Origin of the sequence: Pseudorhodoplanes sinuspersici (assembly GCF_002119765.1) — a bacterium.
Lineage (GTDB): Bacteria > Pseudomonadota > Alphaproteobacteria > Rhizobiales > Xanthobacteraceae > Pseudorhodoplanes > Pseudorhodoplanes sinuspersici.
In genome coordinates, this window is sequence record NZ_CP021112.1 from 150447 (window position 1) to 170842 (window position 20396).

General features: G+C 60.3%; 14 protein-coding genes. 4 read left to right on the forward strand and 10 right to left on the reverse strand.

Annotated elements, in window-relative coordinates; translation table 11 throughout:
- Nucleotides 1-3 precede the first annotated feature (3 nt).
- The 6 genes from CAK95_RS00730 to murA all read right to left on the reverse strand — a co-directional run bounded on the left by CAK95_RS00730 (nucleotide 4) and on the right by murA (nucleotide 8479).
- Entirely contained in the window at nucleotides 4-699 is a 696-nt protein-coding gene (locus CAK95_RS00730; RefSeq protein ID WP_086086086.1) for a class I SAM-dependent methyltransferase, read from the reverse strand.
- A 1207-nt stretch (nucleotides 700-1906) separates the two neighbouring features.
- Nucleotides 1907-4234, reverse strand: coding sequence for a Tex family protein (locus CAK95_RS00740; protein WP_086086088.1), 2328 nt, complete (start codon nucleotides 4232-4234; stop codon nucleotides 1907-1909).
- Between the two features lie 139 nt (nucleotides 4235-4373).
- The gene (locus tag CAK95_RS00745) at nucleotides 4374-5405 is read right to left on the reverse strand and encodes an SIS domain-containing protein (RefSeq protein ID WP_245303575.1); all 1032 of its coding nucleotides are present in this window, start codon (nucleotides 5403-5405) and stop codon (nucleotides 4374-4376) included.
- Complete coding sequence (locus CAK95_RS00750) at nucleotides 5392-6285, reverse strand: N-acetylmuramic acid 6-phosphate etherase (protein ID WP_086091114.1); 894 nt, start codon at nucleotides 6283-6285, stop codon at nucleotides 5392-5394. The genes CAK95_RS00745 and CAK95_RS00750 overlap by 14 nt, the downstream gene beginning before the upstream one ends.
- Nucleotides 6286-6317: 32 nt before the next feature.
- The gene (locus tag CAK95_RS00755; protein WP_086086089.1) at nucleotides 6318-7220 is read right to left on the reverse strand and encodes a glucosamine kinase nucleotide-binding domain-containing protein; all 903 of its coding nucleotides are present in this window, start codon (nucleotides 7218-7220) and stop codon (nucleotides 6318-6320) included.
- Complete coding sequence (gene murA / locus CAK95_RS00760) at nucleotides 7217-8479, reverse strand: UDP-N-acetylglucosamine 1-carboxyvinyltransferase (protein ID WP_086086090.1); 1263 nt, start codon at nucleotides 8477-8479, stop codon at nucleotides 7217-7219. Before murA ends, CAK95_RS00755 begins: the two co-directional genes overlap by 4 nt.
- A 127-nt stretch (nucleotides 8480-8606) precedes the next feature.
- Here murA and nagA point away from each other — a divergent pair, with 127 nt between their 5' ends.
- The 4 genes from nagA to CAK95_RS00780 all read left to right on the forward strand — a co-directional run bounded on the left by nagA (nucleotide 8607) and on the right by CAK95_RS00780 (nucleotide 14953).
- Nucleotides 8607-9794 carry an N-acetylglucosamine-6-phosphate deacetylase gene (nagA, locus tag CAK95_RS00765; protein ID WP_086086091.1) on the forward strand — a complete coding sequence of 396 codons (1188 nt, stop codon included), beginning with the start codon at nucleotides 8607-8609 and terminating at the stop codon, nucleotides 9792-9794.
- A gap of 245 nt (nucleotides 9795-10039) precedes the next feature.
- Nucleotides 10040-10648: a TetR/AcrR family transcriptional regulator gene (locus tag CAK95_RS00770; RefSeq protein WP_086086092.1), complete on the forward strand. Its 609-nt coding sequence runs from the start codon at nucleotides 10040-10042 to the stop codon at nucleotides 10646-10648.
- Between the two features lie 5 nt (nucleotides 10649-10653).
- Nucleotides 10654-11796, forward strand: coding sequence for an efflux RND transporter periplasmic adaptor subunit (locus tag CAK95_RS00775; protein ID WP_086086093.1), 1143 nt, complete (start codon nucleotides 10654-10656; stop codon nucleotides 11794-11796).
- A 22-nt stretch (nucleotides 11797-11818) separates the two neighbouring features.
- The gene (locus CAK95_RS00780) at nucleotides 11819-14953 is read left to right on the forward strand and encodes an efflux RND transporter permease subunit (protein WP_086086094.1); all 3135 of its coding nucleotides are present in this window, start codon (nucleotides 11819-11821) and stop codon (nucleotides 14951-14953) included.
- A 44-nt stretch (nucleotides 14954-14997) separates the two neighbouring features.
- Here the strand turns inward: CAK95_RS00780 and CAK95_RS00785 are convergent, their stop codons facing one another.
- The 4 genes from CAK95_RS00785 to CAK95_RS00800 form a co-directional block, all read right to left on the reverse strand.
- A complete protein-coding gene (locus tag CAK95_RS00785) occupies nucleotides 14998-15921 on the reverse strand; it encodes a LysR family transcriptional regulator (RefSeq protein WP_086086095.1) in 924 nt (307 codons plus the stop codon).
- 243 nt (nucleotides 15922-16164) lie between these two features.
- Complete coding sequence (locus tag CAK95_RS00790) at nucleotides 16165-17856, reverse strand: thiamine pyrophosphate-binding protein (RefSeq protein ID WP_086086096.1); 1692 nt, start codon at nucleotides 17854-17856, stop codon at nucleotides 16165-16167.
- A gap of 60 nt (nucleotides 17857-17916) precedes the next feature.
- On the reverse strand, nucleotides 17917-19353 hold the full coding sequence (locus CAK95_RS00795) for a UbiD family decarboxylase (RefSeq protein ID WP_086086097.1): 1437 nt from the start codon (nucleotides 19351-19353) through the stop codon (nucleotides 17917-17919).
- A gap of 56 nt (nucleotides 19354-19409) precedes the next feature.
- Nucleotides 19410-20381 carry a Bug family tripartite tricarboxylate transporter substrate binding protein gene (locus CAK95_RS00800; RefSeq protein WP_086086098.1) on the reverse strand — a complete coding sequence of 324 codons (972 nt, stop codon included), beginning with the start codon at nucleotides 20379-20381 and terminating at the stop codon, nucleotides 19410-19412.
- Between the last annotated feature and the right edge of the window lie 15 nt (nucleotides 20382-20396).

Genomic DNA, 20396 nt, shown 5'->3' on the forward strand with positions numbered 1-20396 from the left:
AAGTTACGAATTCGCGGCTGCGAGAATATTGTGGCCGTTGGCATGGACGCTGATTTCGTGCTTGCCAAACCGGATTAGCGAGAAGTGGCCGAATGGCGGTGTCGGCCGCCGCTCTATGAGCTCAATACCAGGGGTGCGGGAAAGCCAGGCCAGATACCGCTCCCACCCAAATTCAGTTCGCCAGCCGAGCTTGCGCGCCGCTGGCGCAACCAGGTGCTCGATTGAGCGCCGCAAACCGGTTTCGTCGCTGACCCGGCTTAAGAGGATGATCTCGCCACCCGGCTTCAGAACGCGTGCGAATTCGTCGAGCGTCGCCTCAGGCTTCGGAACCGTTGTGACAACATATTGTGCCACGACCACGTCGAATGAATTATCCGCAAAATCGAGATTGCTGGCGTCCATGACGGCAAGCTGCTCGACATGGGTGAGACCAAGCTCCTTCACCCGCGCATGGGCCTTTTCGAGCATCGAGGCCGAGATATCGACGCCGACGATCTTGTTGCGCGGGGAATAATCCTGCAGCGAGATGCCGGTACCGACTCCGACCTCCAGGATACGTCCACCGATCTTCTCGGCAGCCTCGATGGCGACCTGCCGGCCGCGCTGGAATACCGGACCGAAGATGAAATCGTAAACTGGCGCCCAGCGGTCATAATCGCCAACCATCGTATCGTTGCTGAATTTTGCGTTCGCTTTCATGTGTCGCGCCAATAGACCAATTGAAGAGTGAAGCGTTCGTTCTTCGAAACGGGACTTCCGCCACGCTGTCACAGTCACGACACCGGACATTCTTCGGCCCGTCATCAAAAGCTGTTTGGCGCCGAGAAAACTCACCTGTCGGCACAAAGACCTTCAGCCAATGTCTTCCCGGGACTGTTTTAGAATCAACTCTGTGAAAGTATTAAGAAGTCACATAACAGCAATATTACAGAGACACCTTGAGCTTACGGGCAATCCATCTCCACCCGCTCATTCCCGCCAACGAGCCGCGCTTGCGCGCGCCCGATGACAACGAGAATCCAAAATGCTTCCATGAAGGTCGGCGCTGATGGTTCTCGATCCTTGCCTTCGCGGAGATGACAGCGCCGTTTCGTAGCGAAGCGCCATGCGGGCGATCGATAAAGCACCCTGGGATTTCGCTGCCCTCCATCCGGGCTACTTCTCACATCAGACAAAGCTCCGCCGCCCCTGTTTTTTACCGGCGCGGGGTACGCCGTCGTCCAAAACCGCCGCTTCATGCCCTTCGAAGAGAAGGGCGCGCGGAACGCCGGGCTCTCAGCCTGCCCGCGGCCCCATGCGCGATGTGAGTAAGCGCATGAGATTGGTAGCACCACGGAAAAGCCGAAAAGACTCCGGCGTTCCGCGCGCGGTGTTTGACGGTCTGCTCCATCGTCCCCAGTGGACGTTCCTCCACCGAAACGCCGGGCAGCTAGCCTGGCGGGACGCGGCTTGAACCGACCGCACAGCGGGTTACGTCTGCCCGCCGCACGGCCACCGCTCCCCGCCCCGCGTCTCACGACGCTCATGAAACGCCCCTTCAGCGGGACGGGATATAGGAAAAAAATCATATATCGGAGAGGATGTCAAGAGGGTTATTTGATTGTCGTGCTGTTTGTTGACTTGGCAAAATGTCTCCCCGCTCGTTCCCGCGAAGGCGGGAATCCAGAATGCATCCGAACGAGCGGTGTTTATGGCTCTGGATCCCCGCCGGAGCCTGTCATCGGGCCGCGCTATGCGCAGACCCGTTGGCGGGGATGAGCGGGGTGAGGGTGTTGTCCGCATGGAGCGCAGCGAAATGCGGGGCCGCCGTTGCGGCATGAGATAATCCGGATTTCGCTTCGCTCCCGAACCAGAGAGCAATGCCGGAATGCAAAAGAGCCTCCCGAAGGAGGCTCTTTATCAATCGCTACTTTCTGTTCATCGCGGCGGCCAAAGCCGCAGCCAAAGCTCCTTGCGGCTCGGATTTGGGCGGTGCCCCTCTTTTCTCCTGAGGACGAGACGAGAATGAGCCGCTCTTTGGTGCGGTGCCTCGCTGTTCGGACCGTGGGGCCGAGCCATCGTCATGCTTGCGCATCGACAGCCCGATCCGCTTGCGCTTGATGTCGACTTCGACGACGCGCACTTTGACGACGTCGCCCGCCTTCACCACTTCATGCGCGTCCTTGATGAAGCGGTCGGCCAATTGCGACACATGGACAAGGCCGTCCTGGTGTACCCCGATATCGACAAAGGCACCAAAGGCGGCGACGTTCGTCACCGTGCCTTCCAGCATCATACCGGGCTTCAGGTCCTTGATGTCGTCGATGCCGTCAGCAAATGTCGCGGTCTTGAATTCGGGCCGCGGATCGCGACCTGGCTTTTCCAGCTCCGCGATGATGTCGCGAACCGTCGGCAAGCCGAAACGCTCATCGACAAAAGCGCGTGGATCAAGCGCCTTGAGCGCAGCACTGTCACCCATCAACGTGCGCAAATCGCGGCCGCAGGATTCGACGATCTTGCGGGCGACGCCATAAGCTTCCGGGTGAACAGCCGAAGCATCGAGCGGTTCTGTACCATTCGGAATGCGCAGGAACCCGGCGCATTGTTCGAACGTACGCTGACCGAGACGAGTGACCTTCAATAAATCCTTGCGGCTACCGAACGGCCCGGTTGCGTCCCGGTGTGCCACGATGGCCTCTGCCAGAGACTTACTCAATCCTGACACGCGAGCAAGCAAGGCAGCGGACGCCGTGTTGAGATCGACACCCACCGCGTTCACCGCATCTTCAACGACCGCCTCCAGCGAGCGGCCGAGCCGATATTGATCGACGTCATGCTGATATTGCCCGACACCGATGGACTTCGGCTCGATCTTCACCAATTCGGCCAGCGGGTCCTGCAAGCGGCGCGCAATTGAAACAGCACCACGCAACGACACGTCGAGATTGGGAAATTCCGCAGCCGCCGTTTCGGATGCTGAATAAACAGACGCACCCGCTTCACTAACGATCACCTTCAGCGGCTTCGGCGACGGCATGCGCGCCAGCATCTCGGCGACAAGACGCTCGGTCTCGCGGCTGCCGGTGCCGTTACCGATCGCGATCAGCTCAACCTTGTGCAGCATAATCAGCTTGGCAAGCTCGGCCTGTGCGCCGAGCGCATCGTTGCGTGGCTGGAACGGATAGACCGTCGATGTGTTCAAAAGCTTGCCGGTCTGATCGACCACCGCCACCTTCACGCCGGTGCGAATGCCCGGATCAAGCCCCATCGTCGCACGCGAGCCGGCCGGCGCCGCCAGCAGCAAATCTTTCAGATTGCGCGCGAAGACCTTGATCGCTTCGTCCTCGGCATTTTCGCGCAGTTCTCGCATCAGATCGAGCGACAGCGAAAAAGCCAGTTTCACGCGCCATGTCCAGCCGACAACACCCATCAGCCAACTATCGGCCGCCCCTTGACGGCCAATATTGTAAGTATCGGCGATCATCTGCTCGACCGGTTTGACGGGCGAGGTGTCGTCAGCATCGACTTCGATATCAACGGTCAACACTTCCTCGTTACGTCCGCGCAACATCGCCAAGGCGCGATGACTGGGCGCAGTGGCCCAGCGCTCGGTATGGTCGAAATAATCGGAGAATTTCGCGCCTGCCTCTTCCTTGCCTTCGACGACCTTCGATCGCAGGAACGCCTTTTCCTTCATGTAAGTCCGCAGGCGTCCGACGAGATCGGCATTCTCGGCAAAGCTCTCCGAAAGTATGTCGCGGGCGCCTTCCAGCGCCGTCTTCACATCCGGCACATCGTCGGTGATGTAGGACGTTGCAATGTCCGCCGGCACCACGGAGCGGTCGGCAAGAATGGCTTCGGCCAATGGCCCAAGGCCGCGCTCGCGGGCGATCTCGGCGCGGGTGCGGCGCTTCGGCTTGTAGGGCAGATAAATATCTTCGAGTTCCGCCTTGGTTGTGGCGGCGGTGAGGCTGGCGGTCAGTTCGTCCGTCAGCTTGCCCTGACTGCGGATCGATTCGAGGATCGCATCGCGGCGTGCGTCGAGTTCACGCACATAGATCAACCGTTCAGCCAGCAGGCGCAGTTGCGTATCGTCGAGGCCGCCCGTGACCTCCTTACGGTACCGCGCAATGAAAGGCACGGTTGCCCCTTCATCCAACAGGCCGATAGCAGCAGCGGCCTGAGCCGGCTTGGCGCCGATCTCTCCCGCAATGATTGCAGCGATGCGTTGCACGTCAGCCGTATTCGTCGTCATGCCATTCCCGAATCGAAGAAAAGGCGGCGACCATAATTTTAATCGCGCGCTTCGGCTAGCGGTGGTTATTCACAGGTATGCCGAACCGGTGAGGCGCATCAAATCGCCCGCGATATCGGCGCAAAGCCCCATTCGGGCGTCATAAGGTATGCGTGACTTTACTCAAATGCCGCGGCTTATCGGGATCCAAGCCGCGCTGGCGCGTCGCGCGCTCGATCGCGATATAGGCCGGCAGCAGCATGGCAATGGGATCGCAGATCGGATGATCGTCGCCAATCCAGGGTAACGTTCCGGCCGGGCCGCCCGCCGCGAAGACTGTCTCGTTCTGCTCGACCAAATCATAGACCAGGTCATCGACTGTCGCAGCCGCCTCATCGTTCTGACGCAACACCAGGACTGGCGTGGCCGGGGTGACAGCCGCGCGTGGACCATGCCGCAACTCGGCGGCGCTATAGCCGAGCGCTGGAATCTGCATGGTCTCTGTCAGCTTGAGCGCAATCTCGCGCGCCGGCCCGAAACCATATCCTCGCCCGATGACGAATGCGGCGGGTGCCGTATGCAAACGCTTGCCCCACGCCGACCAGTCACAGGCAAGAGCCGCCGTCAGTCGTTGCGGAAGGCGATCGAGCGCCTGCGTCAAATCCTGATCGTCCGTCAGCGCGGCAATGAGTTGCGCGCCCGCAACCATCGACAATGCAACGGTTTTGGTTGCGGCAACGGCATGTTCCCGGCCCGCCCTCACCGGGAGAACCAGCTCGGCTTCAGCGGCAACGGGAGAGTCCACCTCATTGACGAGCGCGATCGTCAGGGCGCCGTACTCGCGCGCCAGCCTCGTCGCCGTCACCAGATCGGGGCTGCGTCCGGATTGCGATATCACGATGAAAATGACATGCCGCATATCGGATGGCCGGCGATAGGCCGTCACGACGGACGGCGCAGCCGCAGACACAAGAAGGCCGAGCCGCGTTTCGAAAAGATAACGCAGATAAACGCCGACGTGACCGGAGCTGCCCCGCCCGCAAATGACAATGAAATGCCGTTTCGATTTGCGAATGCTTTCGGCGATGGCGGCAATCTCGCCAAATTGCGCCAACAACGATTTTGTTGCCGCCGGAATCTCCGCGATCTCGCGGGCCATTGCAGTCATGGGCGGATTTTTATGTACGGTCATGAACAAGCTCGCCGATCGCCGACCGCAGATTTCCGTCATGCCGCTGCAGGGTGGATATCGCTTTATCCTTTTCCACTCCGAAGCCGAGCAAAACGGCGGTTTTGACTTCGCCATCCGCATGTTCGACGAAACGCGCGGCCTCCTCTGCGCTGCAGCCGACAATGTAGCTGACCATCCTCTCCGCGCGTTTCCGAAGCTTCGCATTGCGGGCGCGCATGTTGACCATCATTCCGCGATAGACACGGCCGAGCTTTACCATGACGCTGGTCGAGAAGAGGTTCAGGACGATTTTTTGCGCCGTGCCGGCCTGCATGCGCGTCGAACCGGCGATGACTTCCTTGCCGGTGTCGACCAGAACGGGATGGCGTGCCACATCGAATAATGGCGCGCCGGGATTGTTGGCAACCGCGATGGTCACCGCACCTGCTGCTCGCGCAGCGCGCAGCGCGCCAATGGTGAAAGGCGTCGTTCCACTGGCGGCGACGGCGATCACGACATCATCGGAACCGACCTTCGCTTCGGCAACCGACTGCGCGCCGACGCCCTCTTTATCTTCCGCGTCCTCGGCCGCCTGCACCAAAGCGTTCAGCCCACCGGCCATGAGAAACACGAGACGGTCTGGCGACCAGTCATAGGTCGGCGGCAATTCCGTACCATCCTGGACACCAATGCGTCCCGAAGTGCCCGCACCGATATAGACAAGGCGGCCACCGCGCAGCAGGGCCGGGACCGCATCATCGACCGCTGCCGCGATGGCGGGGAGCGCGCCCCGCACGGCTGCCGCCGCCGCAAGCTGACCTTCATACATCGCTTCGATCATCTCGCCGGTGGACCAGGAATCGAGATCGACATAACGCGGGCTGATCTGCTCGGTGAGCATTGAAGGTTTCGCCAGCATGTTGCTCATTGTCCTTACGAGGCCCTCGCCAGTGCGGCTCTTCGGGCCAGATATAGTGCGCCGGCAACCGCATCGCCTTCGATCGGAGAAAGGCGACGCTGCACGTCGGGCGCCAGCCACGGCTCCATCGGCGACGCCAGCCCCCCCAGCAACGCAACACGCGGCGCGCCGGATCCTACCAACTGGCGGATCAACTCGTCGATTTGTTCAGCGGCATCCCGGACAATGCGACGGCTGATCGGGTCGCCGGCATCGGCATGACGCATCACCAGCGGCGCCAGCCTCGCGTAGTCGGTTGCCGTCGCGCGATCCATCCAGGCAACGGCCTCGAATGGATCGTTGTGGAAGCGCATCATGACCTCGCGGGTGAAGCCGGTGGCAACGGCTCTGCCATCATACGCACGAAGAGCCATACGGATCGCCTGCAGGCCAAGGTCTGCGCCGCTACCTTCGTCGGAAATCGGAAAACCATATCCACCAAAGCGGATCTCACGTCCGCCGACGACGGCAAGGCCGACACTGCCGGTGCCGACAATGACGATTCCGCCATCACGTCCGCCATGTGCGCCGATGCAGGCGATATTGGCATCGTTCACGTAAATGACGGAGCGGAAGGGATGCGGCTGTGCCATGAGCTGTTCGAGCGCGCCTTTGCGACCGATTCCGGCAAGTCCTATGCCTGCATCCATGCTGGCCAGCGCTTCGGGCGGCAAGCCTGCCTCGGCGGCGGCTGCGAAACACGCCGTTTTTAGAGCCGCCATGGATTTCTCGATACCGAGCCGCACGGCGGCTGGCCCGGCAATACCTGTCCCGAGCACGCGGCCCTGGCCATCCTCAATGCGGGCACGACAACCCGTGCCGCCGCCATCGACACCGATGAACAGCGGGGCACCGCATTGTGGACGCCGCTGCTTCATGCCGCGACTCTCCGAATATCCGCGCCGCACTGAATGAGCTTCCTGTCCAGCGCCTCATATCCCCGATCAAGATGATAGATGCGATGGATGACAGTCTCGCCCTCGGCGACGAGCCCGGCCAGAACAAGACCGACCGATGCGCGCAGGTCAGTCGCCATGACTTCGGCGCCGCGAAGCTGCTCGACGCCTCTGACAAATGCTGTCGTTCCCTGAAGGGAAATATTCGCGCCAAGCCGTGCCAGTTCCGGCACATGCATGAAGCGGCCTTCAAATACGGTTTCCCGCAGCATCGATGCGCCGGGTGTTACCGCCATCAACGCCATGAACTGCGCCTGCAGATCGGTTGGAAAACCGGGATAGGGCTCGGTCACGATATCCACGGCGCGCAGCGGTTCATCGCGCGAAATCATCAACCCGCGATCGGTCGGCCAGATCTGCACGCCAGCCTGTTCCAGCGCCGCACCAACCGTTGCCATATGCTCAAGATGGGCGTTGAGCAGCTCGAGATGTCCGCCGGTGATCGCTGCGGCAATTGCGTAGGTTCCAGCCTCGATGCGATCCGCGATCAGTTCGTGCCGCGCGCGATGCAGATTATCGACGCCGCTAACGACGACGCGGTGTGTGCCGGCGCCCTCGATCCTTGCGCCCATGGCGGTGAGACAAAGCGCAAGATCGCAGACCTCGGGATCGCGGGCCGCGTTGATGATTTCGGTCTCGCCGCGCGCGAGTGTCGCGGCCATGAGCGCTGTCTCGGTGGCGCCCACCGATGGCGAGGACAGCACGATGCGCGCGCCTTGCAGACGATGTCCTGGCGTCTTCGCGATGATATAGCCGCCCTCCACATCGACATCGGCGCCGAGGGCTGCCAGCGCTTTCAGATGCAGATCGACCGGACGTGCCCCGATGGCGCAGCCGCCAGGCAGTGAAACCCGTGCAGCGCCGAACCTCGCCACCAGCGGCCCCAGCACCAACATGCTGGCGCGCATGCGGCGAACAATCTCATAAGGTGCGTCTGCGCTCCGCGCCTGGCCCGCGTCCAATCGTAGAACGCGGCCCGGCAGATGGCTCGCTGACACGCCGAATTCCTGCATCACATTCACCATACTGGTGACATCAGACAGATCAGGAACATTGCTGAGCTCCAGCGGCTCGGAACTCAGAAGAGCCGCGGCGATCTGCGGCAGAACAGCGTTTTTTGCGCCATGGACTTCGACTGAGCCCTCGAGCTTGTTGCCACCGCGAATAACCAGCCGGTCCATAAGGTTCTCGTGCTTTTCGCCACTCGTGCCACACCATTTGCAACACGCTCTTGTCAGGAACTTCGGAAACGGTGCACTAGGGCTTAGATAGTGTTGCCACTAAATAGGGTCGAAACGCAGGACCTGCATGGAACAAGGTAAAGAGCCGCTTTCACAAAAATGCGCACATGCCATCGTCGCCGACCGGATTTTTGACGGTGAACGCTGGCATGGGCCGGCGGCAATTTTAATCAATGATGGCTGCATTCATGCGGTCGTAACCACGGCGGACGTACCGGCCGAATGGCCGCAGCGGCGGCTGCCACCGGACACGTTTCTGGCTCCCGGCTTTATCGATCTTCAGGTCAATGGCGGCGGCGGCGTTCTCCTGAACGATAACCCAACACCGGACGCCATGCGGGCGATTGCGCGGGCCCATCGGCGCTTCGGAACGACATCCTGCCTGCCAACGATGATCACCGACCAGCGGCCGCGGATACAGGCCGCGATTACAGCCGCCCGTGAGGCCGCGGGTCGGGATGGCGTACTTGGAATCCATCTGGAGGGGCCTTTCATCAGTCCTGGCCGCCCCGGCATCCACCGTCCTGATTACATCCAGCACGCGAGCATGGATGACCTCGAATGGCTTGCCGGTCTTCGAGCGGCAGGGTGTTCGCTGATTACGCTTGCACCGGAATGCGTGCCGCCTGGTTTCATCAAAGCGCTCGCAGATCTCGGCGTGCGTATTGCCGTCGGCCACAGTGAGGCGACGGCTGAACAGACGGCCCGCGCGATCGATGAAGGGCTGACAGGCGTTACCCATCTCTATAACGCCATGCCGCCCATGAAAGGGCGGGAGCCGGGCATCGTCGGAATGGCACTGGCCGATCCACGTCTGATCGCCAGTCTCATTGCCGACGGGCTCCATGTCGATCCGATTGCGATCCGCGCCGCCTTCGCTGCGAAGGGCGCCGATGGAATTGCGCTCGTGACCGATGCGATGCCGACCGTCGGCGCGTCGGCCGATCATTTCCAGCTCATGGGCCGCACCATTACGTTACATGGACAACGGCTCGCATCCGAGAACGGTACACTCGCCGGAGCACATCTCGATATGGCATCGGCAGTTCGCAACGCCGTAGAGCTGACCGGAATCACACTGGAAGACGCCCTCCGCGCTGCCTCCCTCACGCCGGCCCGGTTTCTCGGCGTCGACAATGAACGCGGCATGCTGAAACCCGGTGCGCGCACCGACATTGTCGCGCTGACATCACGCTTCGACGTGATCGCAACATGGGTCGGTGGCGTGTTCGAGGCTGGCGGACATACTCAATAGAATTGAGTTGAGACTGCACTCGGGCCGCTTCCAGACCTGGCATCACCCGGCATTTCGTTGGCGAACCAGACCGTCAGCCATTAGCGGGGCCCTCCCTGCTATTTGAACGGGCCGACTGTCCTTCATTTGCTCCGGGGCAGCTTCCTCAGAGCCTTCCTGACGCCAAGCTGACGCCCTCCTCGGCCCTTGACCTTCAACAACTGATGAATTACGTTAATCGTCACTCCTCATATTGAGCATGGCGGATGAACACGCAGGTCAAGACCAAACCCGACGATACCCGAGCGCGGATCATAGAGACTGCTTTTGCGCTGTTCCGGCGTCTTGGCTACGCCAAGACCGCCGTCGCCGATATTGCCTCGGAACTCGGCATGTCGCCGGCCAATATCTACCGCTTCTTCCCCTCCAAAATCGCCATCGTTCAGGCGATCTGCCAACGCTGCCTGAGCGAGGTGGAAGAAAGAATGTGGGCGGTGGCACGCGGGCGCGGGCCGGCAAGCGAAAAGCTGCCGCGGCTGGTGCTCGAAATCCTCGCCTATCATAAGGAAAATCTCCTGGAAGAACAAAGAGTTCATGACATCGTCCTGGTGGCCATCGAGGAGAACTGGGACGCCATCATGGCGCACAAGGAGATTTACCGAACGGCCATCGAACTGATCCTGCGCGACGGCATCGAGTCCGGAGAATTAGAACCGGTCGACCCGCGCGAGACGTCACTCATTATCGCACGGGCACTCATCCCCTTTTGTCACCCGATGATGGTCGCTCAGGGCCTTCGGGACAGCCAAGACCTGGAAGCGGAAGCCCCGGCTGTCGCACGTTTTCTGCTGCGCGCTATCACCCCAAGAAAGTAATCGCCATGGTCCAGTCACCACGTGCCGCTTTGCGCCTATTTAGTGACGATTTCTTATTTTCGTCATTCATCACCCGTCAGAAATCGTGGTCGTTGGCGGGGCTCGCTGCGGCCCTTCTCCTGGCCGGCTGCCAAGCAGAGACCGCACCGGCCTCCAAGACGGAACGTCCGGTTCAAATCCAGCGTGTCGCTTTTGAAAATAGCGCCGCTGCCCGCGAGTTTGTCGGTGTTGTGCACGCGCGCTACGAGACCGATCTTGGCTTCCGCGTCAGCGGCAAGATCATTTCGCGGCCAGTCAATATCGGCGACCGCGTCCGCAAGGGTGACATTATTGCTCAACTGGACCCGCAGGACTTGCGTCTTCAGGTCGAGAGCGCCGAGGCCGAGCTTACGGCGGCGACGTCGAATCTGGCACAAGCCGCGGCGGATCTTGAACGATACACGACGCTCAAAGCGCGCGGCTTTGCCGCCATCGCCGAATACGATCGCAAAAAGGCGGCCAACGATGAGGCCGAAGGCCGTCTCTCACGGGCCCGCCGCTCTCTCGATCTCGCCCGCAATCAGCTCGCCTATGCCGACCTTAAAGCCGACGCCGACGGTGTGATCACGGCAACCCGCGCCGAGCCCGGACAGGTGGTTGCTACTGGGCAGGCCGTAGCGACGCTGGCACATCGTGGTGAAAAGGAAGCAGTCGTTGCGCTGCCGGAAACCTGGCTTGGTGACGTGCGTCAGGCCAAGGCAACAGTCCGGTTATGGTCAGACAATAACCGGAGTCTTGATGCAAGACTGCGTGAACTCTCGCCTCAGGCCGATCCCACAACCCGCACTTATGCAGCGCGTTTCACCATCCTTAACGCTGACGACAGCGTCGCGTTGGGGATGACTGCAACAGTGGCGCTTGCTCGATCGGCAGACACGCAAGTGGCGAAGTTGCCGCTTTCCGCCGTTCTCAATCGTGGCAATGGCCCCTCTGTCTATGTCGTGAACGATGCCGGCGCGCTGACGCTTCAGCCGGTGACGGTTTCCGCGTTCAACGCCAATGAGGCACTCGTGACCTCTGGCATCAAGGACGGTGATAAGGTCGTCACGCTTGGTGTGCAGAAGCTCGAGACGGGCCTTAAAGTTCGTACCGTCGAAGCCCAACGATAACGATCACCGAGCGGGCGACATTATGAAACGCTTCAATTTATCCGAATGGGCCATCACGCATCAGGCGTTGGTGCTATTCATGATTCTGCTGATCGGCGGGGCCGGTCTGTTCTCGTATTTCAAGCTTGGCCGCGCTGAAGACCCATCGTTCACGATCAAGGTCATGAACATTCAGGTCGCCTGGCCCGGAGCCACTGCAACCGAGCTGCAGAAGCAGGTTGTCGACAAGATCGAGAAGAAATTGCAGGAGCTGCCCCATCTCGACCGCGTCACCAGCTATTCACAACCCGGCGTCGCCTTCATCCAGGTCAATCTGTCGGACACAACGCCGCCACGGAAGGTCCCGTATCTCTGGTATCTGACACGCAAGAAAGTCGCCGACATGCGGGGCGAATTGCCGACCGGCATTATCGGCCCGAATTTCGATGACGAGTTCGGCGACGTCTATTCGGCTCTGTACATGATGAAAGCCGACGGAATGAGTCTCGCCGAACTCAAGACGCTTGGCGAAGACATCCGCCAGCGCTTGCTGCGTGTGCCCGCGGTGAATAAGGTTGACCTGATCGGCGCTCAACCGGAAAAGATCTTTATCGAAATCAGCCACGCGAAACTCGCAACGCTCGGCATCACTCCGCAACAGATCTTTGACAGCGTGGCGCGGCAAAACGCCGTCGCGGCCGGCGGATCGGTGGATACCTCCGCCGACCGTATTCACCTGCGCGTGACAGGGGCTTTTTCCGGCACCGATGCGATCGCCGCAGTGCCTGTTGAGGCAGGTGGCCAGGTCTTTCGATTGGGCGACATCGCGGCCGTCAAACGCGGTTACGAGGACCCACCCGCATTCCTCGTCCGCGAAGGCGGACAGCCAGCCCTTGGGCTTGGTGTCTCGATGCAGGAAGGCGGCAATATTCTTACGCTGGGGGAAGACCTCAAACAGGCGATGAAAGCCATCACCGCCGAACTTCCCATCGGCGTCGAAATCACTCAGGTGGCCGACCAGCCCCACATTGTCGATGAGTCCGTCGCCGAATTTCTCAAAACATTCGTCGAAGCACTCGGTATCGTGTTGCTGGTCAGCTTTCTCACCCTCGGTTGGCGGACCGGGATCGTTGTCGCGTTGTCAGTGCCGCTGGTGCTGGCTATCGTATTTATCGTCATGTATGCGGGCGGCCTGGACCTGCATCGTATCACGCTCGGCGCATTGATCATCGCGCTTGGATTGCTAGTTGACGACGCCATCATCGCCATCGAAATGATGGTGGTGAAGATGGAACAAGGGTTCAGCCGGGCGCAAGCGGCAACCTTTGCCTGGACATCGACCGCCTTTCCGATGCTGACCGGCACGCTCGTGACCGCCGCAGGCTTTCTGCCGGTTGGCTTTGCCAATTCAAGCACCGGTGAATATGCCGGCGGCATTTTCTGGGTTGTCGGCCTTGCATTGATCGCCTCATGGTTCGTGGCGGTGTTGTTCACACCTTACCTCGGGCTAAAGCTCCTGCCGGACTTCGCAAAGCACGCTGCCGGGAGCCATGATCCCGATTCGATCTACGACACGCGCATCTACCGAACATTCCGGCGTGCGATTGAGTTCTGTCTGCGCTGGCGTAAAACGGTCGTCGCCGCAACCGTCCTCATGTTTGTTGCAGCGATCGCGGCCTTCGGGCTCGTGCAACAGCAGTTCTTTCCGACATCGACCCGCACCGAATTGTTCTTCGAGATGCGGCTTCCGGAAGGCAGCGCAATCGGCGTCACTGACGCTGCGGCAAAGAAGGCGGAAAGCCTCCTTGTCGGTGACCCCGACATTGAGACCTACACGAGTTACGTGGGTCAGGGCGCGCCCCGCTTCTGGCTTGGGCTCAATCCCGTGTTGCCGAACGCGAACTTCGCCCAAATCGTCATTGTGACCAAGAATCTTGAGGCGCGTGATCGCGTCAAGGGGCGGCTTGAAAAGGCGCTTGCTGATGGTTTCCTGCCGGAAGCGCGTACCCGTGTCGATCGTTTCGTATTCGGTCCGCCGGTCGGCTATCCGGTCCAGTTCCGCGTCATCGGACCAGACCCGCTGAAAGTCCGCAACATTGCCGAAGACGTGCGGAAGGTGATGGCGGAAAATTCAAAACTCATTGATCCGCATCTCGACTGGGGTGAACAAGCCAAGTCGATTCAGCTCGAAGTCAATCAAGACCGTGCTCGCGCGATTGGCCTCACCCCGCAGGATGTCGCGCAGACATTGCAGACATTGCTGACTGGCTACACCGTGACGCAGTACCGCGAAGGAATCGAGAGCATCGATGTGGTGGCTCGCGCCACCCCCGACGAGCGGCTCGATCTCAGTCGTCTGCCAAGCCTCACCATTTCTACACGCAATGGTGTTGCCGTGCCGCTCTCGCAGATCGCGCGTATCAATTACCAGTACGAGGAGCCGATCCTCTGGCGGCGCAACCGCGATCTCGTGCTGACAGTGCTTGGCGACATTATCGACGGTGTACAGGCACCCGATGTCAGTAACGAGGTGCTGCCCAAGCTTCAGCCCATCAAGGATGCACTACCCTACGGCTACCGCATTGAAACCGGTGGAGCGATCGAAGAAAGCGCGAAGGCCAATGCCTCATTGGCTGCCGTCTTCCCGATCATGGCTGTGGTCATGCTCGCGGTCTTGATGATCCAGCTCCAGAGCTTTTCGCGGCTTGCGCTGGTATTCGCGACCGCTCCGCTCGGCATCATCGGTGCAACAGGGGCGCTTCTCATTTCGAACCGACCGTTCGGATTTGTTGCCCTCCTCGGCATGATCGCGCTTGCCGGCATGATCATGCGGAATACGGTTATCCTCGTTGATCAGATTGATCATGACATCGCTGCCGGACACGGGCGGCACCGCGCCATCGTCGATGCCACGGTGCGGCGCGCGCGGCCGGTGATTTTGACAGCACTCGCCGCCATTCTCGGCATGATCCCGCTCGCCGGCAGCCTGTTTTGGGGGCCTATGGCGATCACCATTATGGGCGGCCTGTTCATCGCGACCGTGCTGACGTTGCTGGTCGTGCCTGCGCTATACGCTCTCTGGTTCCGCGTAAGAGCAGACGAGGTAAGGGCAGAATCCGTTCACGGCGAGACGGGTCAAATTTTTGGACACGAACCTTTGCCCGTTGCAGCGGAATAATTTGGGCGAGACAAGTCGGTGGCCCCGACCTCGCCGGCGAGGCCTCAATCGGCCGCAGGCACGCGCGAGATTTCGGCGGCGGCCGCAACCAGTTCGGCCGTTATCACTTCGACGAATAGGCGCGCCGCCGCTGATAACGGCCGGCGCGGATTATGCACGCAGACGATCTGGCGCGTCACCCGCGGCGCGACAATGCGGTGAGCGCGCAAGCTTCCTTCCGACAGGCCACGACTGACAGCGATGGCAGGCAGGACCGTCGCCCAGTCCGAATTGCGAACGAGCTGCTCGACAGTCGCAAACGCATCGACCTCAAGCCGGATCGACAGCTCAATATCCTCATCCTCGGCGATTTTATCGACAATCAGGCGAAGTCCGTTGCGTTTGGACGGAAGAATGAGAGGCAGCTTCGCCAAGTCGCGAAACATCAGAGGCGAGCCGAGACCGCGAGCACTCCCGGCCGACGTGACGACAACCATCTCCTCATCCAGCATATCAATGGCCGGTAGATCCAACCGTCGACGCCCCTTGTTCACAATGGCGAAATCGAGAGACCCCGCTCTGACGCCTTCCATGAGAGAACTCGAATAGCCGTCGCAGGCGGAGACCTCGACTTCGGGATATTGGCGAGCGAAGACAGCGAGCGACCGTGCCAGTACGCTCGTCGCGACCGAAGCCACAAGCCCTACGACGATGCGTCCACTCACCGTGCTGGAGCGACTGACAATCTGCTGCTTGGCATCGGACAAGTCGCGCAAGATCGGCGCAAACAACCGATAAGCCAGTTCGCCTGCCGACGTCGGGACCATGCCCTGAGATGTACGCTCGAACAGCTTCTGGCCGAGTTCATCTTCAAGTTTTGTGATCTGCATCGACAGGGCCGGCTGCACGACATTCATCCGGCGCGCGGCGCGCGTGGTCGAGCCCTCCTCGAAAAGACTAACGAAATAGCCGAGTTGGCGAATATCCATGGGCGTGCTCCCGGATTTTCCGGCTATCACAAAATCTGATTTATATAAACTTCTTCATCACCGCCGCCGATACGTTAATGTTCCTAGAACCGGACTTCCTCGGCTGGCGAACACCAGGATGAGGGGCGTATAGCCACATTGTTCGGACGAGAGCGTCCACAGGGACATCCGTTCCGCCCGGCGCGGTACGCATCCGGACCCACCACCCTCAGCCAGAACGGTGCAAGCCCGCCTCAACCGAGGTCAGTGTTTCGCCAGAGCACGCTCGCGCAATTGGGTCAGCGTGGCGTTCGGCGTGATGGCGTCGGGATCGATCCGCAATTCGATGAGCGCGGGCTTGCGCTGTTCGTCGGCAAATTCGCGTGCACGAGCAAACGCGGCGGCGAACTGCTCAGTGTGAGTCACAAGCTCTCCCTGCCCGCCATAGGCCCGCGCAAGCGCCGGGAAGTCCGGATTGACGAGATCCGTTGCGTAGACACGTCCCGGAAATTCCTTTTCCTGATGCATCCGGATCGAGCCATACATGCCGTTGTTCACCACGAGAACGACGATCCCGAGTCCATATTGCGTTGCTGTCGCCAGTTCCTGGCCGCTCATCAGGAAGCAGCCATCGCCCGCAAAGCAAATCACCGGACGCTCGGGATGAACCAGCTTGGCAGCCAGCGCAGCGGGCAGGCCATAGCCCATGGCCCCGGATGTCGGCGCCACCTGGCTGCGAAAACCGGAATACGGAAAGAAGCGATGAACCCAGATCGCATAATTGCCTGCGCCATTGGTGACGATCGCGTTCGGCACTTCGAAGCGGATATGAGCCAACACGGCTCCGTAATCGAGTGAGCCCGGCATCGTGCCGGGAACGATATCGGCCAGATATTCGGCCCGCGCGGCTTCGGCCCATTCGCGGGACGATCGCTTGCTCCTCGGCTGCAAACGTGCCGCCGCTGCCGCAAATTCCGGCATGCCGGCATTGATCGGCAGATCGGACTGATACACCCGTCCAAGTTCTCCAGCATCCGCGTGAACATGGACAAAGCGCTGCTTCGGGCGCGGTACATCGAACAGAGTATAGCCGCTCGTCGTCGTCTCGCCGAGCCGCAGTCCCACAGCAATGATGAGATCGGATTGCTGAAGCCTCTTGACCAAAGCCGCACTGGCACCGATGCCGGCATGACCGACGTAATTCGGATGCCGATTGTCGAAGATATCCTGCCGGCGAAATCCCGAAACGACGGGCAGATCGAAAGCTTCGACAAAACGACACAGGCTCTGACAAGCGGACGCGTTCCAACCGCCGCCGCCGACCATCAGCATCGGCCGCTCTGCATCGGCGATCATGTCGGCGAGCCGCTCCAGATCGTCAGCACCGGGATGCGCGGCAACGCGCTTGTAGGATTGCCCATCCGGCACAGCCGCGATTTCGCCGAGCATATCCTCGGGTAACGACACAATGACCGGACCCGGCCGCCCCGAGACCGCGACATGAAATGCGCGGCTGACCAATTCAGGGATGCGCTGCGGGCGGTCGATCTCCACCACCCATTTGGCCATGCCGCCGAACATGCGCTGAAAGTCAACCTCCTGCCATGCCTCGCGTCCAAGCATGTGGCTGCCAACCTGACCGATGAACAAAATCATCGGCGTCGAATCCTGTGACGCCGTGTGGATGCCGATGGCGGCGTGGCTCGCACCGGGCCCACGCGTCACGAAACAAATTCCCGGCTTTCCGGTGAGCTTGCCATAGGCTTCAGCCATGGTGGCCGCTCCGACCTCCTGCCGGGATACAACCACATTGATGGCATTGCGGGCGCCATAGAGGGCATCGATCGCAGACAGGAAACTTTCGCCGGGAAGGGCAAACACCGTTTCGACGCCGTGAATTTTCAATGCATCGATCAGGATCTGGCCGCCCGAACGGGATGGCGCTGTCTGGCTCATGAGTACGATCTCAGCGAATTATTTCAGCGACGTGCGGATTCAAAGAGCGCTCAAGATATGTCAGCGGCCGATCCCGATTCCCAAACGCTCATAGGCACTGGCCTGATCCGGCTGCAAGGCCGTTGTGAGATCGACGCTTTCCTCACCCTTCACATGAATCCGCTTGAAGGCGAGCGGTTCGGAATCGAGCGGCGTCGTGGCATCCAGGCCCATCTTGGCACTGATCCCGTTGCGGGATGACGGATCCAGCTTGGAGCCCTGTGCGCCCGACACCACGACAAGATCCCTGTCGGCCTGGAAACGGGTGGCGATCGCCCATTCGATCTCGTCGGAATCGTCGATGTTCACATCCTGATCCACGACCACGACACGCTTGATGTCGTAGTGACCGCCAAATGCGCCCATGATGATATTCTTCGTTTCGCCATCGCTCACCTTGTTGATTTTGACAACGAGGTGATAGCGGCATGTTCCGCCGCGCGGCAGGCGCACATCCAGCACACTCGGAAAACTGCGTTGCAGATGCTGCAGCAACGTTGCCTCGCGCGGCACGGCGCCCAGGATCAGATGCTCATACCCGCCACCGACAATGGTATGGAAGATCGGCTGCCGGCGATGCGTGACGGCATCGACATGAATGACTTCGCGATCCGCACGCGGGCCGTAATACTGTGGAAACTCGCCAAACGGCCCTTCCGGTTCGCGAACTTTGGGAAGAATGCGTCCTTCAATGACGATTTCCGCATCGGCCGGAACGCGCACCGTATTGGTCTTGCATTTCACGACATCGATGGGCTGACCGAGCAATGCCCCGGCAATCTCCATCTCGTCTTCATCAAGGGCTGCGATCGCTTGCGAGGCGAGCAGGCAGACCGGATGAATGCCAATGACGATGGCGATATCCAGCGCATCGCCGGCCTCCTCGGCCATGCGAAAATAGTTCAGGGTATGACGGGGCAACAGCAGAACGCCGATGCGATCGGGCCCGCTGACCTGGCAGCGGTGTATTGCAACATTCTGGATTCCGGTGCGCGGATTACGTGCGATCAGAAGACCCGCGGTAATGTAAGGACCACTATCAAGTTCGTTATGCTTGGGAATCGGCAATAGCTTGAGAAGATCGATATTGCCGGCGTGAACGACGTCCTGCACAGGGCCGGTCGCGACCTCGCGACACGGCAAAGGTTTGCGCGCCGCCTCCTGGAAACGGGCGAGAAGCTCCTCGTCGGTCACACCGATCGATTCAGCAACCGAGCCGCGTGTCGTGAACAGGTTCGCGACGACCGGAATGTCATGACCGTCGGGCCGGGGGAACAGCACCGTCCGATCCCTTTCGAGCTTTTTGGATATCGCGGCCAGTTGATCGACCAGCGAAGTCCCCTCTCGGGCGATCGCAAGCCTGTCACGCTCTGCAAGATAAGACAGCCAACGGCGAAGATCCGCCGTCGCCTCCTGCCTGGCGCCTGCTTGTGGAAGCTTCGCACTTCTGATCGCCATATTCGCTTCTCTAGCTATCGATGCCGCAGCAACAGGGCTGCGACTTGCTTTGTGATTTAGTCAATGGTGATGTTGGCGTCCTTGATGACGCCCCGCCATTTCGCGACTTGCGACGAAATCAGCTCTTTGAACTCTTGCGGCGTCGACTTGGCAGGGTCAGCGCCGATTTCGATCAAGCGCTTGCGAACGGCCGGATCGTCCATGGTCTTGCTGATGTAGCCATGCAAGCGTTCAACGATCGGCTGAGGCGTCCCCTTGGGCACCAGCAACCCAAACCACGCAAACGACTCGAAGTCGGGCAGCCCCTGCTCCGCCATCGTCGGCACGTCGGGCAGAGCAAGACTTCTTTCGCGGCTGGTCACAGCGATGGGACGAATATCTCCTGCACTCAGCTGCGCCCAGACATTCGGAATCAACTGGAAGCTTGTCGGCACCTGACCGGACAGCATATCGACAACGATGTTCGTTGCCGCGCGATAAGGAACGTGATTCATCTTGGTTTTGGAGACCTGCTCGAACAAGGCGCCAGCCAGATGCTGTGAACTTCCGACCCCGATGGAGGAATAGTTGATCTGACCCGGCCGTTCCTTCACGTAGGAAATGAATTCGGGAACGGTCTTGACCGGTATCGCCTTCGGATTCACAACCAACACATTCGGCAGCTTGGCGACGAGCGACAACGGCGCAAAGTCTTTCTCGGGATCGTACGGCAAGTTCTTATAAAGAACCTTGTTGACGGCGAGCGGGCCGGACGCGCTGAGCAGGATCGTATGCCCATCCGGCTCAGCCGTGGCAACAGATGCCGTCCCTAAATTTCCACCCGCACCGCCCCTGTTCTCGACGACAATGCGCGAACCCAGAAATTCGCTGAGCCGCTCGGCAACGATACGCGCAATGATGTCGGTCGCGCCGCCGGCCGGAAATGGCACCACCATCTTCACGGTCTGCGATGGATAATTCTGCGCATGCACCGCGGTTGTGATTGCGAGCAGCGCCGCACAAGCGACAAGAGTCTTCCGCAACACCATAACTTCCCTCCCCGA

Coding starts and splice junctions, on each gene's coding strand:
- CAK95_RS00785 (WP_086086095.1), bottom strand. CDS start 15,921: ATGGATATTCGCCAACTCGGCTATTTCGTTAGTCTTTTCGAGGAGGGC.
- nagA (WP_086086091.1), top strand. CDS start 8,607: ATGGAACAAGGTAAAGAGCCGCTTTCACAAAAATGCGCACATGCCATC.
- CAK95_RS00780 (WP_086086094.1), top strand. CDS start 11,819: ATGAAACGCTTCAATTTATCCGAATGGGCCATCACGCATCAGGCGTTG.
- CAK95_RS00790 (WP_086086096.1), bottom strand. CDS start 17,856: ATGAGCCAGACAGCGCCATCCCGTTCGGGCGGCCAGATCCTGATCGAT.
- CAK95_RS00775 (WP_086086093.1), top strand. CDS start 10,654: ATGGTCCAGTCACCACGTGCCGCTTTGCGCCTATTTAGTGACGATTTC.
- CAK95_RS00750 (WP_086091114.1), bottom strand. CDS start 6,285: ATGCTCACCGAGCAGATCAGCCCGCGTTATGTCGATCTCGATTCCTGG.
- CAK95_RS00795 (WP_086086097.1), bottom strand. CDS start 19,353: ATGGCGATCAGAAGTGCGAAGCTTCCACAAGCAGGCGCCAGGCAGGAG.
- CAK95_RS00745 (WP_245303575.1), bottom strand. CDS start 5,405: ATGACCGTACATAAAAATCCGCCCATGACTGCAATGGCCCGCGAGATC.
- murA (WP_086086090.1), bottom strand. CDS start 8,479: ATGGACCGGCTGGTTATTCGCGGTGGCAACAAGCTCGAGGGCTCAGTC.
- CAK95_RS00730 (WP_086086086.1), bottom strand. CDS start 699: ATGAAAGCGAACGCAAAATTCAGCAACGATACGATGGTTGGCGATTAT.
- CAK95_RS00800 (WP_086086098.1), bottom strand. CDS start 20,381: ATGGTGTTGCGGAAGACTCTTGTCGCTTGTGCGGCGCTGCTCGCAATC.
- CAK95_RS00770 (WP_086086092.1), top strand. CDS start 10,040: ATGAACACGCAGGTCAAGACCAAACCCGACGATACCCGAGCGCGGATC.
- CAK95_RS00755 (WP_086086089.1), bottom strand. CDS start 7,220: ATGAAGCAGCGGCGTCCACAATGCGGTGCCCCGCTGTTCATCGGTGTC.
- CAK95_RS00740 (WP_086086088.1), bottom strand. CDS start 4,234: ATGACGACGAATACGGCTGACGTGCAACGCATCGCTGCAATCATTGCG.